At 53.0% G+C, this 16,111-nt stretch carries 15 protein-coding genes and 1 tRNA gene; 8 read left to right on the top strand and 8 right to left on the bottom strand.

Features of this window, described 5'->3' with window-relative positions; genetic code table 11:
* Window positions 1–29: 29 nt before the first annotated feature.
* The 3 genes from GCE01_RS11975 to GCE01_RS11965 are packed head-to-tail and all read right to left on the bottom strand — an operon-like array spanning window position 30 to window position 3,389.
* Complete coding sequence (locus tag GCE01_RS11975; protein ID WP_099213082.1) at window positions 30–1,898, bottom strand: coiled-coil domain-containing protein; 1,869 nt, start codon at window positions 1,896–1,898, stop codon at window positions 30–32.
* Window positions 1,891–2,385: an ABC-three component system middle component 2 gene (locus GCE01_RS11970; protein WP_099213081.1), complete on the bottom strand. Its 495-nt coding sequence runs from the start codon at window positions 2,383–2,385 to the stop codon at window positions 1,891–1,893. Before GCE01_RS11970 ends, GCE01_RS11975 begins: the two co-directional genes overlap by 8 nt.
* Window positions 2,376–3,389, bottom strand: coding sequence for an ABC-three component system protein (locus tag GCE01_RS11965; protein ID WP_099213080.1), 1,014 nt, complete (start codon window positions 3,387–3,389; stop codon window positions 2,376–2,378). Before GCE01_RS11965 ends, GCE01_RS11970 begins: the two co-directional genes overlap by 10 nt.
* A 401-nt stretch (window positions 3,390–3,790) precedes the next feature.
* Here GCE01_RS11965 and GCE01_RS11960 point away from each other — a divergent pair, with 401 nt between their 5' ends.
* Complete coding sequence (locus GCE01_RS11960) at window positions 3,791–4,075, top strand: hypothetical protein (RefSeq protein WP_099213079.1); 285 nt, start codon at window positions 3,791–3,793, stop codon at window positions 4,073–4,075.
* Window positions 4,072–4,980 carry a TIR domain-containing protein gene (locus GCE01_RS11955; RefSeq protein WP_099213078.1) on the top strand — a complete coding sequence of 303 codons (909 nt, stop codon included), beginning with the start codon at window positions 4,072–4,074 and terminating at the stop codon, window positions 4,978–4,980. Before GCE01_RS11960 ends, GCE01_RS11955 begins: the two co-directional genes overlap by 4 nt.
* 291 nt (window positions 4,981–5,271) lie before the next feature.
* Here the strand turns inward: GCE01_RS11955 and GCE01_RS11950 are convergent, their stop codons facing one another.
* A complete protein-coding gene (locus tag GCE01_RS11950; protein ID WP_145995795.1) occupies window positions 5,272–6,450 on the bottom strand; it encodes a hypothetical protein in 1,179 nt (392 codons plus the stop codon).
* Between the two features lie 360 nt (window positions 6,451–6,810).
* On the opposite strand from GCE01_RS11950, the gene GCE01_RS11945 reads away from it, so the two are divergent.
* Window positions 6,811–8,055: a type II toxin-antitoxin system HipA family toxin gene (locus GCE01_RS11945; RefSeq protein ID WP_099213076.1), complete on the top strand. Its 1,245-nt coding sequence runs from the start codon at window positions 6,811–6,813 to the stop codon at window positions 8,053–8,055.
* A gap of 294 nt (window positions 8,056–8,349) precedes the next feature.
* Here the strand turns inward: GCE01_RS11945 and GCE01_RS11940 are convergent.
* Window positions 8,350–8,435: transfer RNA gene (locus GCE01_RS11940), tRNA-Tyr, on the bottom strand.
* Window positions 8,436–8,505: 70 nt separating this feature from the next.
* On the opposite strand from GCE01_RS11940, the gene rlmB reads away from it, so the two are divergent.
* Window positions 8,506–9,312, top strand: coding sequence for a 23S rRNA (guanosine(2251)-2'-O)-methyltransferase RlmB (rlmB, locus tag GCE01_RS11930; protein ID WP_244591209.1), 807 nt, complete (start codon window positions 8,506–8,508; stop codon window positions 9,310–9,312).
* A gap of 305 nt (window positions 9,313–9,617) precedes the next feature.
* A complete protein-coding gene (locus tag GCE01_RS11925) occupies window positions 9,618–11,546 on the top strand; it encodes a Hint domain-containing protein (protein WP_099213075.1) in 1,929 nt (642 codons plus the stop codon).
* Window positions 11,547–11,606: 60 nt separating this feature from the next.
* On the opposite strand, the gene GCE01_RS11920 is transcribed toward GCE01_RS11925, so the two are convergent.
* Window positions 11,607–12,680, bottom strand: coding sequence for an alkene reductase (locus GCE01_RS11920; RefSeq protein ID WP_099213074.1), 1,074 nt, complete (start codon window positions 12,678–12,680; stop codon window positions 11,607–11,609).
* A 95-nt stretch (window positions 12,681–12,775) separates the two neighbouring features.
* Between GCE01_RS11920 and GCE01_RS11915 the strand changes: the two genes are divergently transcribed.
* Entirely contained in the window at window positions 12,776–13,108 is a 333-nt protein-coding gene (locus tag GCE01_RS11915) for an ArsR/SmtB family transcription factor (RefSeq protein WP_046900860.1), read from the top strand.
* On the opposite strand, the gene GCE01_RS11910 is transcribed toward GCE01_RS11915, so the two are convergent.
* Together GCE01_RS11910 and GCE01_RS11905 are read right to left on the bottom strand one after the other, a co-directional pair.
* Complete coding sequence (locus GCE01_RS11910) at window positions 13,081–13,557, bottom strand: TspO/MBR family protein (protein WP_099213073.1); 477 nt, start codon at window positions 13,555–13,557, stop codon at window positions 13,081–13,083. The genes GCE01_RS11915 and GCE01_RS11910 overlap by 28 nt on opposite strands.
* Window positions 13,558–13,625: 68 nt before the next feature.
* Window positions 13,626–13,994 (bottom strand): DUF6476 family protein, encoded by a 369-nt coding sequence (locus tag GCE01_RS11905; RefSeq protein ID WP_174694841.1) that lies wholly within the window; start codon window positions 13,992–13,994, stop codon window positions 13,626–13,628.
* Here GCE01_RS11905 and GCE01_RS11900 point away from each other — a divergent pair.
* Entirely contained in the window at window positions 13,993–14,979 is a 987-nt protein-coding gene (locus GCE01_RS11900; protein ID WP_046900858.1) for an RluA family pseudouridine synthase, read from the top strand. The two genes, GCE01_RS11905 and GCE01_RS11900, sit on opposite strands and share 2 nt — an antisense overlap.
* Window positions 14,980–15,203: 224 nt before the next feature.
* Entirely contained in the window at window positions 15,204–16,097 is an 894-nt protein-coding gene (rpoH, locus tag GCE01_RS11895; protein WP_046900857.1) for an RNA polymerase sigma factor RpoH, read from the top strand.
* Window positions 16,098–16,111 lie beyond the last annotated feature (14 nt).

The raw sequence follows: 16,111 nt of genomic DNA, 5'->3' as shown, positions 1-16,111 counted from the left end.
ATCATAGATGAACATAGGCGAGCATAACGTCAGACAAACAAGCCAGGCCGACCGATGCGCGGGTTCTTAGTAAACTGAAAATTCGAGTATGGTTCGACGACGTCCTGATCGGATTTATGATTTTCAATGATAATGAATTGGGCTTGGTCGGCCATTCCTTGCAGATACTGATAAAAGTGCGTTGCGACATCGGCCTTTCGCAATTCCAACTCATCGTCAGCGAGATCTTCGAAACGTTCCTCTTCGGCAGGACGATAGGCGAAGAGGGGAGAGTCCAAAATGACGAAACCTGGATGAGGCCGCCCCTTCTCGATACAATATACGAGCACACCGATCTTGAAGGCTGCGTGCAGAAGCGCTCGAACTCCAGCGCCGTTGTCGCGGCGGCACTTGCCATCTACGACGATGTCTTGGTCACTTTTCTCGAAATGTAATGCTTCGGCACCGGGGTAGTTCCAAGCCTTCAGAACCTGTTTCACTACGGTCGAAAGTTCATGCGCTTCGCTGTCCGAAAGGTTGAGATTGACGTCGATGCCATCCGCGCGTTGTCGTGACCGCGTAGTTGTTGCCTTGATACGCGCGATATGCAACTCCAGTTCGACTATTCGACGCCGGTTGTCCAAGTCGGTTTCAAGGTTCTCACACCGTTCGGTGGCGCTGAGAAAAATGGATCGTGCTGATACCTCGCTTTGCGTGGCTTCTACTCGGACAAGGCTCGCTCGGTTCAGTTTGTCGCCTGCCACGTCGGTGAGCCGTTCGACTTCCCGGATTTCAGCATCGGCATCGTTGATCGCCGCAGCAAGTTCGTTGGCTTCAAGACGGATTTTCTCGATTTCCAACTCGACGGCGTGACGTTGCTCTTCAATGCCGCCAAGACCATGATCGTGTTTTTGATGGTCGGGAGAAGCCCCACACAGCGGGCAATTGATCGTGGCAAAACGTTGTAGGAGAAAGCCGCCCTCCTCTAGTCCGTTAAGGCGGTCGATGTCCGAGGCGTAGACGCGTGCAAGCTCATCAAACCGCACCTTCAGAGCATTCAATTCGGCAATTCGAGCATAATAACTTTGAATATCGTCCGAGAGGCGGCGCTCTTCGAGCACCAATGCATCAAGCGTGCTCTGGCGCTCTCCCACTACGCCGAGAAGGTCTGCCATTTCCCTCTCGGCTGCCCTCAAATCGGCAACGACTGAAGCTGTTTCAACGGTATCGTCGATCACTTCTCGCAGTTGCTCGGCCATCTGAGAAAGGAGTTCGATCTGCCCCTCCTTTGCTGCTTTGAGTTGCTCGCCGGATCGCACCTGCGCGATAGACGAGCCATCCACGCCGGTGAGCAGGAACTTGAGCAGCCCCTTGTCCTCCGAAGTGACTTGCTGATTGTGCGCGAGCAGCAGGCTCTTTTCATCGATCATCCTCGTCTCGTCGATGAGGAGATAACGCATGACGACGCGCAACGAGAACGGAGTTTTTTCTGCCCGTTCATTCTTTAACAGCTGTGCTTCGCGGTAGCCGACGCTGGAGAGGAGAAAGCGAGAAACGTTGGGCGAAGTGACGTGCTTTCGTGAAAACGCCTCATATCCCGGCGATCCCTGATCAACGGTCTGTAGATGCCCTTCGGCCTTGTAGATGTCGCCACCGGAAGCAGACGACCGCAACGTAATTTTTTGATCACCAGGGAGAGTGAGCCAAAGAAAAAAATTGTCTATCCCCTTGCCCTCAGGAGGTAAAGTCGGACGTTCCCCACCTAAGAGGTAGTCGATCGACTTGCGTATAAAAGATTTTCCGGTGTTCGACGCACCCCAGATAATATTCACACCAGACTTGAATTGAACCGACACCGGATCTCGTTCAGGTCCGTTAAACATGAGTTGATCGATAACGATCCTGCGCCGATCAGACATGATCAGTTTCTCTTCCAACAATCTCGTAAGACCAGCATTCGAGCCCGTTCTTCAGATGCTGGATGAACAGGTCCATGCCTTGGTTAGTGGCCTGATGCTCCAACCACTGAGCCGCCTCCGCAAGGCGGCGATTATAGGCGCTTCCCAACAGGTCGATCATCGCCGTTGCCGTTTCGTGTGCCCGAAACGCGATGCCGCTACCCGTAAACACCTGTTCTACAAGCGATGCGCGGGCCATCAGCGCCAAGCCCTCCTCGATCACATGCCGGCGCACGAAATACTCCCCCGTGCGCGCGTTGATTTCAGGGTGGAGGCTCGGCGGACCACCAGCATCGCCGGTGTGAACGATGTAATAGTCCAGCAGCGACATTGTTGCGAGGTCGAGGGTCTGAGGCGCAAAAGCATCGAGAATGAGCAGCGCCCGCATGCCGGCTTCGAGCGGGGTATTGAATAGTTGTGGCTGGGCAATTGACGTACTCAGGCCCATGGCATGCGTCCGACATTCGCGAAGTGGTGACACGCTCCTTGTTTGACGCTTGGGGTCACGCGATTGTGCCGTCCCAATGCGCCGGTAACCTGAACAATGGAGGCGACCTCCATTATTTGTGTGAGCCTCTCATAAAGTGGGGCGGCACCGAGAGCGTAGTATCGATCAATTACGGTCTCGTGCACATCCTCATCCACGTTGTCGATCTGGCTGACAGGCAGATTGTCCCGAAAATAGCGTCGAAAAGCCTGACGTTCGAGATACCGTCGACGAGCATTAACAATTTGGGGGCCGTAGATCGCATTGGCCACGACCTCTGCGTAACCTGTGAAAGGTATGCCGCTCGCGGCGGCGAATACCTCTACCAACTGGCTTACATAAGCGCATTCTTCGGCAGCAATATCTTCGGGCACGTCAGCAGCTTTCACCCGCGGTGCCTCGCCCGGGTCAATTTCGAGATGCTCGTGCAGGACGGCCCGCATCTGGGGTTTTTCTACTAGTTCACTAGCTTTCCAGAGTTCTACATTTTCGAACGCATAGGCACGGATCTCAGTAGTGAGAGCCGCGGTTAGCGGGCATGGCGTCGTCGATATGCCATTCAGGCAATATGCATCCCAATTGTCGATCAGGAAATTTGCAATGAGCGACGGTCTGTCGATCACTTTCTTGACGTCCCGGACCGCCGAATTGGGACAAACGAAAATGTAACTGGTAGGTAGCGTGAATTCGCCTCGGCCTGCATAATAAAAAATCTTCCCGAGTTCGGCGACGAACTCGGCCTTACCCAAGGGCGCTTTGAGATGTTTGCACTGGTAGTTGTGCCAGTCTCCGTCGTACCGACGCGCCGAGAGAAAGCCTACAGCATCGCGCCCCATGTCTGCCGATGCAGTTGGGCGCTCGAATCCGACATAAGTATCCGCAAGCTTCGCGAGCCACTTCTTGATCAGGTCTTCAAGTTCGCTATCAGTAAGGTTCAGGACCTGGCGATCCTCGTTGAATGCCATCGTACGCTATTTTCTCTCCGCATTAGTCAAAGATTTGACGCAAATTCCTTTCTTTATCAAGGCAATTGACCCCAACCCTGCCATTACGTTTATGGTCAAACCAGACTGCGTTAAGATAAACTGATTATGCCTGCTATCCGGCACGCTGTTTCCGGGTGGTGGGCATGGGAGACGCGGTCTCTCGCAACCTAGTTTAGGTGAGAAGCAGTTTTTCATTCCCGTCGGGAGCAGCCAATCTCTCGGCCGATCAATGGAATGCAGTGATCGGATAATGACAACGCAAAGATATCGTGGGATATTATTGACTGCTGTATAGTAGGCTGATTGGCGATACTGGGCAGCTATGGAATACGTTACTCCATGTTAATCGCCTGAACAGGAATCCCTTGGGAGGGGAATACATGTTCAAGATCACGGGTCTCGATAAGTTCACCAGAGAGATGGACCAACTCGCCAAGTTCGCCAAAGAAGTTGACGGAGAATTGGCGAGCGTATCCTTCGATCCCAGCGATCCAGGCAGCATCGAACTGGCTATCAGCGAGATGGAAGCTGCCATCCATCAGAAAGCGATTTCATACGAGTACAACGACATGGCGGTCAACTTGGTGGCACAGATAAAAGCGAATCTACGCGAACAAATACTTATGAAGGCTGCAGCCGCCCGTCTAGAAGGCGACGCTCAATGACTTTGAAGTCTGCTTTCGCTGAACTGAACAACGCCATACTCGATCTGCAACAGGCCGACTACAACACCTATGAACGCCCTTTGAAAAAGCTGGCTGGGGCTCTGAAAGCGGAGGAGCTGCGCACCACTAGCGAGGGGTTGAGCACCAAGGTCGACTTCGAGCGGTTCCTCGCTGAAAGCAATCAGGGTGGCAGCATGCAGGGCAGCGCGAGCCTCAAGTGGCCCGACGATAAGGAGCAGGAGCTTGGTCTCACCATCGCTCTCATCGAGCGCGGCGCCGCCAATCCGGACTGGTTCATGAACTTCGGCCACCACTGGTTCCACAACGGCAGCAAGCTCATCTCGGGTATCCATAAAATGACAAGGGCGGTCATCGTGCCGTTCGGTCGGGACTTCAAGACGTTCGTCGAGCAATCGGCTCCATCCACACAGGATGCCCCACCGACCGCCATAGACATGAACAAAATATTCGTCGTTCATGGCCGCGACAACGGAACCAAGGAAACCGTGGCTCGCTTCCTCGAACAGCAAGGGTTGCAGCCAGTCATTCTGCACGAACAGCCCAGCAGGGGGATGACCATCCCGGAGAAACTTATCGCGAACAGCAATGTAGGTTTCGCAGTGGTCCTCCTGACCCCGGACGATGTCGGCAGGGCGAAGACCGATACCCACGACAAGCCACGCGTCAGGCAGAACGTAATGTTAGAGTTAGGCTACTTCGTCGGCCGCCTCGGGCGGGATAAGGTCTGCGCGCTGCTCAAGGAGAAGGTCGAACTGCCGTCCGACTACGTCGGCGTCTTGTACGTTTCATGGGACGATGCCGGCGCCTGGAAAATGGAGCTCGCCAAGGAGATGCATGCTGCTGGCTACGACGTTGACTTCAACAAAGTCATCAAGGGCCGCTGACTTCCTCGCTCTGCCTGTTGGTTTCGAAAATTGAGCAGACGGGCAGCACTCGCCTTACCGCAAGCATACAGCCTCTCAGATCGCTTTCCGAATAACGGACATGACCAGCGCGAACTCTCGCTGGCATTTTTGGCCGGAAGCGGGGGGTCTGCTTTTGGAAAGAAATGCGAGAAAGTCGACACGTAGTCTTAGGTTTTCGTGTGTTCTAATCCATAGGCGCCTTGGAGAACCCCGCTAAATTGATGAAAAACCCAACAATAAAAACACCACATTGGGTTATGATCGAGAAAATTATTTTTCTACAATAATTTCACGAAGTTTATTTGCAAGACTTGGCCTGCCAGCTCGCTCCACACCGTCAATAACGCACTCGAGTAAATTGCATTTGGAAATTAGGTAATTGATGTGGGAACCATACGTTTGAATAGCAAACTGTGATTTTGTATAGTGCAACACAGTATCATATTGTTCTCCAAACTTTAAATCTCTCCCAAGATAATAAAGAGCACAGAGGTCTGAAAATTCATCCAGTGTTAACGAAGACGATATGAAATCATTTAAATCCTTCCTCTTTTTATAATAATCCTCAAACTGATTAAGGTCAGGACACTCAAATAGGTCGCCCTCTAACTTTTTCCGCTGAGATGAACTAAATTCGCCCCACTTTTGAAGGATTATTTCCATTTTATTATCACTGAGATGCGCCAGATTTTTCTCTATGCCAATAAGTGCGCTCAACTCGCGAGACGATTTAATCTTGTCGATTGCTTTTGATAATTGCCGTCCACTTAAACGAAAGCGCTCACGTGCTTCGTTTTTCCGTTCTGTAAAGCTTTTATCGGTCCATGTTGCGTATTCTCCCAAAATGCCCATTATATCTAGCAAGTCTTTGCGTGAACATTCTTGTGTAAATGTCTCGGTATACCTCTCATGTACGTACTCTTCTACGCGCTCCCGAAGGCGTGCAAGAATTTTACGCAGCACCAAAAGATTCTCTTTCACAAGAAGAAGATCAATGGTCGCGATACTTTCTAAGCTAACTTTACCATCAAGAGTTTTCGCATAGCGTAACTGCTGCCCATCGTTATCGATAGCGGAGAGACTATCGACGAAAGGGCGGAGAGCGCCAATGACACTTTGAATTGTTTTATCTCCGACACTCGCATCGTGCAGATGCTTCCAATAGGCAAAGATATCGTGATCAGTCTTTGGTCGATCGGCAATCGCCTTGATTTCACTCAATCGAGCAATGACGAATTTTAAAGATAACTCAAGAGCATGCCTCCCATTGAAAAGAATCGGCATAGCAAGAGTGTCGAGACTTTCGGGATGGTTATTGTCGACCACCGCAGAAACTAGAGTAATAGCGGCTTCTATATACCCATCTACATAAGCCTCTTCGCTACCTTGTGACCCAACGCACGCGTTCCACTCACTGTGCGGTGACGACTCAAAAAAAGGATCAGTCATGTGCGTACGCCGAAGTGTCTGTGCACTGATCATTACATCCTGGAGAAGAGATTGAAGGATCTGGAACCAATCGATAAAATTATCTTACGGCAAAAACAGACAATCCACCAAAGGTGGGAGTGAACCGTGGGTTTCAAAGGCATGTCGGCTTTAACGCCATATTTGAGCTTCTAGTGGCTTTTGAGCTGGCCGCGCACCAGTCATCACACACAGCTGAAAGAGCGGTAGAAAATATTGTCTGTGCGCTCCAAATCGGACCGGCCACTCTCTCCCCTATAATGGACAGCCCATAAAGGCATACTGAGATCCACACCCTGCGAACGTGAATAGAGATTTTGAGAAAGCTGATATCATTGAGAAATGTCTGATTTCGAAGTTTTGCTTGATCTGGAAGAACGCCAGTATCCAGCCGGTCTCCTGCGATGCAGTTCGACAAGGGGCAGCGAAAGCGTCCTGTTCGAATATGATGAAAGATGGCTTGACCACCCCGCCAGATTTCCTCTGGAGCCCGGATTACCCTTACAGTCTGGCATTTTCGCTCCACCCTCAGGACAGAATATTTTCGGATCCATAGGAGATTCCAGCCCAGACAGCTGGGGTCGACGACTGTTGCAACGCGCAGAGCATCATCATGCAATCCGTCAGTGTCTGGCGGCTCGGATATTGTCAGGAACTGACTTCCTGATGGCCGTAGCAGACGATGCGAGGCTTGGCGCCCTACGTTTTCGTCCCATCACAGAAAAAGAGTTTCTCTCTCCTTCTGGTGGTTACGCACCGTTCAAAGAACTCCGTCACCTGATGGAAATCGCAGATCGCTTTTTTAGCGCCGAAGAGACCGAAGACGAACTGCAGTCACTTCTTCCGGTCGCCACGTGTCTGGGGGGAGCCAGGCCCAAGATCTCCGTTCGAGATCAGGACGGACATCCGGCCATCGCCAAATTTCCAAAGGAAACCGACGATTATTGCATCGAGACCTGGGAAGCGATTGCCCTCAGGCTTGCAGATCAGGCTGGAATCCCTACCGCCCCACACCGACTGATTGAAGTCTCAGGACAACGTGTCCTTCTGACGCAACGCTTTGATCGGACAAGAGAGCGGCGCATTCCCTTCCTGTCTGCCATGGCGATGCTGGGCCGTCAGGATGGCGAAAGCGCCAGTTACCCTGAAATCGCAGAGATCCTTTTTCTTCAGGGCTCCCAAGGCAAAGCAGAAGCTCAGGCGCTCTATCGACGCATGGTCTTCAATGTCCTGATTTCGAATGTGGATGACCATCTGCGCAATCACGGCTTCCTGTGGTCCGAAGACACGGGCTGGCATCTCTCTCCAGCTTATGACCTCAACCCTGTCCCTTCCGACATCAAGGCACGGGTTCTGAGCACCCATATCGATCTGGACGACGGCACCTGCTCCCTGGATCTTCTGGAAGCCGCCTCTGGCTATTTTGAACTGTCTTTAGAGCGCGCGCGCACCATCATCCGGGACGTGGCCACGGTCACTTCCAGCTGGCGTAACGTGGCCAAAGCCGCAGGTGCGCGAGGAAGCGAAATCAATCGAATGGCCAGTGCTTTTGAGCATACGGAGCTCAGGCGGGCCCTTCGACTATAAGAAATCTCTATGCTTCATCCCTTGAAACCATAGAGGTTGTTTTACGCCATTAACCATCTGATCCTAAATGGGATCAAAGCTATTCTGGCGATTACCAAGGCGATTTGAGAAAGAGAAAATAGATTTTTGCCTAACAATCTGGGAATGGGAATTTTCTGCGACAAAACGGTCGATTGTTCCCAGACGTACCCATACATCTCTCTAAAACCCAGCCTTTAACGTGGGTTTCAACATGGGTCAGATCGAAGCTCTAACCATTAAATAATTGATTTTTATGAGAAAAATGAGGAGACCTGGTGGAGAGAGTTGGATTCGAACCAACGTAGGCGTACGCCAGCGGATTTACAGTCCGCCCCCTTTAGCCACTCGGGCACCTCTCCGGGTCGGCGGTTGGAATATGGCGGATGAACGGCTATGTCAATCGCCTATCGTCGATTATATGATTTTTTCATGTCCAGACGACCAAACTCCCGATCCGCCGCCCCGTCCCACTCTGGGGACAGAGGCCCTCAACGTTCCGGCAATGCCGAGCGCTCCTCCCGTTCAGGCAAACCTGCCTCCGGATACTGGATCTATGGCCACCATGCCGTAGAAGCCGCACTCAACAATCCTGACCGAACCATTCTCGAGTTTCTCGCAACCCGGGAAGCCGCATCCTCATTCAGTCAGTCTCTCCGTGCCCAACCCCAGATCGTTGACCGCGAACGACTGGATCGCCTGTGTGAGCGTGACGCCGTTCATCAGGGCGTCTGCCTGCGGGTCGAAGCCCTCGAACCGCCAACCATTCATGAAGCACTTGAACGGCCCGGCCCAATTCTTGTGCTGGATCAGGTGACAGATCCTCGGAACATCGGCGCCATCTTACGCTCCGCTGCCGCATTCGGCGCCTGTGCGTTGCTTGTTCAGGATCGTAATACCCCGCAGGAAAGCGGTGCCATGGCCAAGGCGGCGTCAGGCGCACTGGATCTTGTTCCCATTATCCGGGAAGTGAACCTGTCGCGCGCGCTCGCAACCCTACAGTCGAAGGACGTCTGGGTTGTCGGACTGGACGCCGGCGGATCAAGGCTCGACGGAAGCAGCTTTGGTACACGCCGTGTTGCTCTGGTTCTTGGTGCAGAAGGTGCAGGGCTACGCAGACTGACTCGGGAAACCTGTGACGAGATTTCCAGCGTTTATATGCCTGGGAATATGGAAAGCCTGAACGTGTCCAATGCAGCAGCTGTTGCTCTGTATGAACTGGCACGTCCTCAGAACTAACAGGACCATTCCGGAAATAACCTATAAAAATCAATCAGTAAGAGATCATCGCCATCCTTACTGATTGATCGGGCCAAAGATAATATTTGTTTCCTAATTAATAACGAATAATGTATTTTAACGAATTTAGCCACTTTCTAATCACGATCCTGTGAAAATGCCCCATTATCGTCAAATTTCATCACATTAAGGTTTGCATTAATAAATTTCTAACTGCTAGCTTGCGCATGTATCGAAAGCGACGACTATTATGTCGATAGCTAATGTTTGCTCATGGAAATCATGAAACAAGCAGGAGAAGAAACATGGCCAGCGCTCAAGTTTATAAAACAAGTTCTGGAGTAACTTATACAGTTACAAATACTTCCTTACTTCCCTCTGTATATAACTCATATGATGTTACCATTACAGCGCCAGACGGCACAGAATTACTGAACGCAACTGATATTAACCGCGGCGTAAACGTTCTTGGGCTTGTCCAGCTTCTTGCTTCAGGAGATGTCATCACCGGCTCATCAGATTCCAGCGTTCTCTTGAATCTTCTCAGTGTCGGAACATACGTCAGCGTACCGGGAGCAACGGGCGACTTCATTATTGGCGTGGGTGCCGCGACAGCAAATACTTATTACATTGGCGGCACAACATCTATATCCGGCTTGGCCAATCTCGTCACGGGATCAACCATTAACGTTGCTGGCGGTACCGCCACACTTACAGGAAGCAGCGGAAGTGCACTTGTTGGCGCTTTGAATGGCTCCACTGTCAATATTGAGTATGGTGGTACATTCAATACTGGGGCCGCACTGGCGAGTGCTTTGGAAGGATCGACCGTTTCATTTGGGACTGGCGGCGGAACACTTATTCTAAACGGTGGCAAAACGGCTATCAGCCTGTTGGCTTCAGGATCGCTGGCAGCGACAACAATCCAGAACTACGACCCATCCAAAGACACAATTGAGCTTCAGGATACCGTAGCCGCTATAACAAAGTATACAATTTCTGGAGATTCAACAAAAACTATAACATTGTATGGAAGCGATGGAACAGAAGTTGCTGAATATAGTGTTTCCTTAGCATCAGGCATCACCCTCGCTAACGGTACATACAATTCCGTTAATTCAACCGAAAATAACCCGCTTTCTGTTACCTACGATAGCGGAAATACTTATGTCGGCGTCTGCTTCCTTGCAGATTCCATGATTGCAACACCGTCCGGCGATAAAGCCGTTCAGGATATTAACGTTGGCGATGTCGTATTGGCCTATAACGGTCAATCACAAAAAACCGTTAAAGTTATCTGGGCAGGTCATACTCACGTTAATACGAAAGCCGATCTTCCAGACGATCAAGCAGGATATCCTGTCCGTATTCTGAAAGATGCCATTGCAGAAGGTGTTCCCTACAAGGATCTTCTCATAACGCCAGAGCACTGTCTGTTCTTTAACGGTAACTTTGTGCCTGCCCGCATGCTGGTTAACGGACGATCCATTTTCTACGGCCGCAGCATCACCAGCTACACCTATTTCCACATAGAGACTGAAGACCACTCAGTCATCATGGCTGATGGCATGCTGACTGAGAGTTATCTGGACACCGGAAATCGCCGTCATTTCCGCCAGAATGGAAACGTGACTGTTATTTCAGGCCGAACGAAATCGGATCAACCCAAAAACTGGGTTAACGATGCAGCAGCCTCTCTAACGGTGGCACGCGGTTTCGTGCAGCCGCTCTTTGAGAGAATTCTACAGCGAGCGAAACAGCTCCGCATTCCAGGTCAAACACCACCTGTTGCCATGACGATGAACTCAAATTTTCATCTCGTTTCGGACACCGGCCTGCTCATTCATCAAACCCGCATCACGGGTGGCCGTGTTCTGTTCATGATCCCTTCTGCCGTAACATCGGTACGACTGGTGTCACGCTCCAGCCGCCCTTGCGATACAGTCGGTCCATTCGTTGACGATCGGCGACAGCTCGGCGTTTGCGTTGGCGATGTCACCTTCTATGACTCCGGCAAATCAATCTGCCTATCCGCCAAGAAGTCCGAAAGTGATCTTGCAGGTTGGTATCCTGTCGAAGAGGGCAACATCCGCTGGACGAATGGTAACGCTGTTCTTCCCTTGGGAGAACGTTCAGCCAATAGCCTTGGGATGCTGGCCATCGAAGTCCTGGCAGGAGGACCGTATCTGCTGGAAGACCAGAACCAGCAGCGCGCTGAATCGCTCTTCGCCTAAGACACTCATCCATTTCTACCAAGATAGCCGGGACGACATGTCGTCCCGGCTTCTTCAGGATTACTCAGCGAACGAGTAATCCGTATATCCATGCTCCCCGCGGCTGTACCACGTCGCCATATCATCGGCCTGAAGCGGCAGACCTTGTGCAAAGCGCGTCGGCAGGTCCGGGTTTGAAATAAATTTGCGTCCAAAGGCAATGGCATCGGCCCGCCCCTCACGGACAGCATCCTGAGCGCTTTCAAACGTGTAATCCTGGTTCAACACCAGCGGACGTCGGAACACCTTCCGAATTTGCGGAGAAACCGGCGGTTGATCCGTCTTGCCAAACGTTCCGTTCGGTCCAGGTTCACGCAGTTCAAGCCACGCCACACCCAGACGCTCCAGCTCGGCAGCCGCTGGCACGAAGACGGTTTCCGGTGCGGAATCAAGGCATCCCTGCGTGTCTCCGTTCGGAGAAAGCCTGACCCCAGTTCTCTCTCCACCAATGGTCGAGATGATCCGTTCCGTTATTTGGGAGAGAAGCCGGATTCTATTTTCGGGCGATCCGCCGTACTCATCTGTCCGATGATTGGTTCCATCTTTCAGGAATTCGTCAATCAGATAGCCATTGGCCGCGTGAAGCTGAATGCCATCAAAGCCGGCCTTGATCGCATTTTGAGATGCACGCTCATATTCCGCCAGAATACGGGGAATTTCGTCCAGTCGCAGCGCGCGCGCCTCTTCATAAGGCTGCTTGCCATCATAGGTGTGAGACTGACCGGGCGCAGTGGTGGGCGAAGGTGCGACCGGCTGCAGGCCCGTGACGGATGAATGTACCATCCGGCCCATATGCCAGAGCTGGCAGACAATCCGCCCACCCCTGTCATGGACAGCCTTCGTGATAGGCTTCCACGCCTCAACCTGCTCGTCTGACCAGATGCCCGGCGCGTAGGGCCAGCCCAGCCCTTCGCGGGAGATGCCTGTTGCCTCTGTGATGATGAGACCGGCTTCCGCTCTCTGCGCGTAATACTTTGCCATGATCGCTGTCGGAACAGCGTCCCGGCCCGCACGCGCTCTCGTGAGGGGAGACATGAAAATGCGGTTTTTTGCCGAAAATCCACCAAGTTCAATGGGATCAAAAAGATCGGGCATGAAAGGGTACTCCCTGATCGAAACTTCTATAGTTCGATAACGACCGAACTATAGAAGTGTTGCGTCAATTCTTCAAGGAAGGGATAAGACGCCGTATGCCGTGCCATGACTCGCCCGATCTGAAAAAGCTCGATCTGATTACGGTCCTCAGGGCTCTGGCTGATCCCGTGCGTCTGGACATTGTTCAGCGTCTATATGTTCTGGGCGAGGCGAATTGTGCCGCCCTGATCGGGGCGCGCCCAAAGTCCAGCATGTCCCATCATTTTCAGGTTTTGAGAGAAAGCGGTGTTCTGCACACCCGAATTGAAGGCGTGCAGCACCATAATTCCCTCCGCCTTCAGGAACTTGAGGAACGCTTTCCCGGGCTGATGCAATCAATCCTCGGTGGGGCAGACGCCACTCAGTTGCGGCGCCAGACTTCTTCCTGAACAAACACCGCGAACGTCAGCCACACGAAAAACGGTATCTGAAGCTTAGCGGCGGACGGATCAGCTTTTTTTGCCGTCCAGATCGACGCGCCTGACGTCACGACCAGACCAATGCAGATCGCCAATCCCGCATCCAGACGCCGTTTACGGAAAACTGCGAACGGAAAGCCGGCTACGCCAGCAACGCAGATAGCCCAAAGCCAAAGTGCTGCGGTCCGTGCGCAGGAACGTTCAGCTCGCAGAAGACGATACCCAGACCATGCCAGCAGGCCGTCCAGAAGGGTCCAGACCACGGCATACACAGGTGCTGGCGGCGAGAATTCTGGCTTGTTCAGATGGTGATACCACCGCCGGGTTGAGCCATCTTCGGCCGGGCTGATCTCCCGGCCGAGATATTGAGCTCCGAAAACCGTTCCAGCAGCCAGAGCGGCGTCAATAATGCGTCCCATGATGTCTGTCCTGATATGATCTTGTCAGTAACAACGCATCAGAAACTGGAATGTTCAGCCGGAAGACCTTACGGGGCGCTGGGAGGCACGCCGAAATCGAGTTCTGCCATAACGCGACCTGCCTCAGGGCTCCACAAGAGAACGCGCTCAGCGCCCGGGCGCCCTAATGTTACAGCCATCATGCCGTCTGGCCGTGCGGTGACAGCCGTAATGTGTTCCCCCTCTCCCAAGGGCAACGCAAGGCGCGTCGAAGACCCGGATGGCGGCGCGGAAATACTGACATCATGATGCGGATGCATAACGCGATGGGCGATCACACCAATCATGACCGCCACGCCGGCGACGATCATAACTCCCATGATAATGACGGCGCCGAGCAACGCTTTCGGTGTGCCTGACTCGCTGCCCGCTTGATCCTCGGCTAAACCCTGATTCATGTCAGATCCTGAAACCCCGTTCCGTCTTGTTGTTGATGCCAGCCTGGCCGGCCAACGCGTTGATCGCGCCCTTGCTGACGCCATCGGCACGATTTCCCGCTCCCGGGTCAAGACTTTGATCGAAGAGGGTCATCTGACCCGCAACGGCCAGATCGTCAATGAGCCCGCCGATACACTCCGTGACGGGATGGAGCTTGTGCTTTCGTTCCCGACTCCACTTCCGGCTCGCCCCCTGGCGGAAAATCTGCCCCTGACGATCTTATATGAAGACCGGGACCTGATCGTTCTGGATAAGCAGGCCGGTCTCGTAACCCATCCTGCGCCCGGCAATGAAACCGGCACTCTGGTCAATGCCCTTCTCGGACATTGCGGCGAAGGGTTTGAAGGCATTGGCGGTGAGAAACGCCCCGGAATCGTACACCGGCTCGATAAGGACACATCAGGCCTGATGGTCGTGGCCAAGAATGCCATGGCTCATAACGCCCTGTCTGAAGCGTTCGCTGCACGCGATATCGATCGCGCCTACATGGCCCTTGCCTGGGGTCTACTGCCCTCATCCGGCGAATTTGACGGTGCCATCGGGCGGGACAAGAAAGATCGCAAGCGCATGGCGGTCGTTCAGTCAGGCGGAAAAACCGCTCTCACGCGCTTCAAGCTTCTGGAGCCGATCCATGCAAGCGTCTCTTTGATCGAATGCAAACTGGCCACTGGGCGAACCCACCAGATTCGTGTTCATCTCTCACAGGCAGGACACCCTCTGCTCGGAGACCCCGTGTATCTGCGTCGTATTCCGGCCGCAGCCCGCGGTTTACCTCAGGATGCGAAAGAAGCGGCCCTCGATTTCCCACGTCAGGCTCTCCATGCCGCCCGACTCGGCTTCATTCATCCTCGGACAAAAAAGCCACTTTCTTTCGAAACTGCGCCTCCTGAAGACTTCCAGACCTTGAAAATGCGCCTAACAGGCTCAACCTCTGAAAGTTCTTGACCTTTTCGGTTCCACCTGTCATAAGCGCACTTATCCGACGAGCTGACGCGCCGCCGGAACGGATCGTACCACCGTGCACTGCCCAGTCTGGGGGTAAGCGGCTGGGGACGTGATAGTCCTTCCCAATGCGTCACCTGGGTGTGAGGAACTTTGCCTCTGCCAGTTCGTATGAGTCTACTCCTCATCGAGCCAGGCACACCCCCGGGCGAAAGGAATCGAAGACCATGGCATCTCCAGCTGTCATCTCCGTGGGTCCTGAAAACAACCTGACCCGTTATCTCCAGGAAATCCGCAAATTCCCCCTTCTGACGCCGCAGGAAGAGCTCGATCTTTCCCGTGCATGGCGCAAGAATGAAGACACCAGTGCGGCACACCGCCTGGTGACGTCTCACCTTCGTCTCGTGGCCAAGATTGCCATGGGCTATCGCGGCTATGGCCTCCCGGTGAATGAGCTCATCAGTGAGGGCAACATCGGTATGATGCAGGCTGTCCGCCGCTTCGACCCGGAGCGTGGCTTCCGCCTTGCAACCTACGCCATGTGGTGGATCCGTGCCGCCATGCAGGAGTATATCCTGCACAGCTGGTCACTGGTTAAAATCGGTACGACAGCTTCGCAGAAAAAGCTGTTCTTCAATCTCCGTCGCCTGAAAGGGCAAATGCAGGCGATTGATGATGGTGATCTGAAGCCCGAGCAGGTGAATTCCATTGCCACCACGCTCGGCGTTCCGGAACAGGACGTGGTGTCCATGAACCAGCGTCTCGCCGCCCCGGACCATAGCCTGAATGCGCCCCTGCGCATTGATGGCGAAGGCGAGTGGCAGGATTGGCTGGTGGACGACAACGAAAACCAGGAGCAGACTTACGCGGCGTCCGAAGAGTTCAGCGGTCGTAAAGCTCTTCTCGATCAGGCCATGATGACCCTGAATGAGCGCGAACGTCACATTCTGGCCGAGCGTCGCCTCAAGGAAGAGCCATCTACGCTGGAAGATCTTTCTCACCACTACAACGTGTCACGTGAGCGGATCCGTCAGATTGAAGCACGCGCCATGGAGAAACTTCAGAAGGCCATGTCGGCCGAAGTTGAGCTTCGTCGTCGGGAGAATGGCCTTCAGGCCTGAATAGACAAAATACT

The organism is Gluconobacter cerinus (genome assembly GCF_002723935.1).
Lineage (GTDB): Bacteria > Pseudomonadota > Alphaproteobacteria > Acetobacterales > Acetobacteraceae > Gluconobacter > Gluconobacter cerinus.
This window is presented reverse-complemented; position numbering and strand designations above follow the sequence as displayed.

What these genes read in the sequence shown, in the direction of transcription:
- rlmB (WP_244591209.1), top strand. Translation starts at nt 8,506, where the DNA reads ATGTCCAGACGACCAAACTCCCGATCCGCCGCCCCGTCCCACTCTGGG.
- GCE01_RS11955 (WP_099213078.1), top strand. Translation starts at nt 4,072, where the DNA reads ATGACTTTGAAGTCTGCTTTCGCTGAACTGAACAACGCCATACTCGAT.
- GCE01_RS11950 (WP_145995795.1), bottom strand. Translation starts at nt 6,450, where the DNA reads ATGACTGATCCTTTTTTTGAGTCGTCACCGCACAGTGAGTGGAACGCG.
- GCE01_RS11970 (WP_099213081.1), bottom strand. Translation starts at nt 2,385, where the DNA reads ATGGGCCTGAGTACGTCAATTGCCCAGCCACAACTATTCAATACCCCG.
- GCE01_RS11965 (WP_099213080.1), bottom strand. Translation starts at nt 3,389, where the DNA reads ATGGCATTCAACGAGGATCGCCAGGTCCTGAACCTTACTGATAGCGAA.
- GCE01_RS11910 (WP_099213073.1), bottom strand. Translation starts at nt 13,557, where the DNA reads ATGGGACGCATTATTGACGCCGCTCTGGCTGCTGGAACGGTTTTCGGA.
- GCE01_RS11900 (WP_046900858.1), top strand. Translation starts at nt 13,993, where the DNA reads ATGTCAGATCCTGAAACCCCGTTCCGTCTTGTTGTTGATGCCAGCCTG.
- rpoH (WP_046900857.1), top strand. Translation starts at nt 15,204, where the DNA reads ATGGCATCTCCAGCTGTCATCTCCGTGGGTCCTGAAAACAACCTGACC.
- GCE01_RS11975 (WP_099213082.1), bottom strand. Translation starts at nt 1,898, where the DNA reads ATGTCTGATCGGCGCAGGATCGTTATCGATCAACTCATGTTTAACGGA.
- GCE01_RS11925 (WP_099213075.1), top strand. Translation starts at nt 9,618, where the DNA reads ATGGCCAGCGCTCAAGTTTATAAAACAAGTTCTGGAGTAACTTATACA.
- GCE01_RS11960 (WP_099213079.1), top strand. Translation starts at nt 3,791, where the DNA reads ATGTTCAAGATCACGGGTCTCGATAAGTTCACCAGAGAGATGGACCAA.
- GCE01_RS11905 (WP_174694841.1), bottom strand. Translation starts at nt 13,994, where the DNA reads ATGAATCAGGGTTTAGCCGAGGATCAAGCGGGCAGCGAGTCAGGCACA.
- GCE01_RS11920 (WP_099213074.1), bottom strand. Translation starts at nt 12,680, where the DNA reads ATGCCCGATCTTTTTGATCCCATTGAACTTGGTGGATTTTCGGCAAAA.
- GCE01_RS11915 (WP_046900860.1), top strand. Translation starts at nt 12,776, where the DNA reads ATGCCGTGCCATGACTCGCCCGATCTGAAAAAGCTCGATCTGATTACG.
- GCE01_RS11945 (WP_099213076.1), top strand. Translation starts at nt 6,811, where the DNA reads ATGTCTGATTTCGAAGTTTTGCTTGATCTGGAAGAACGCCAGTATCCA.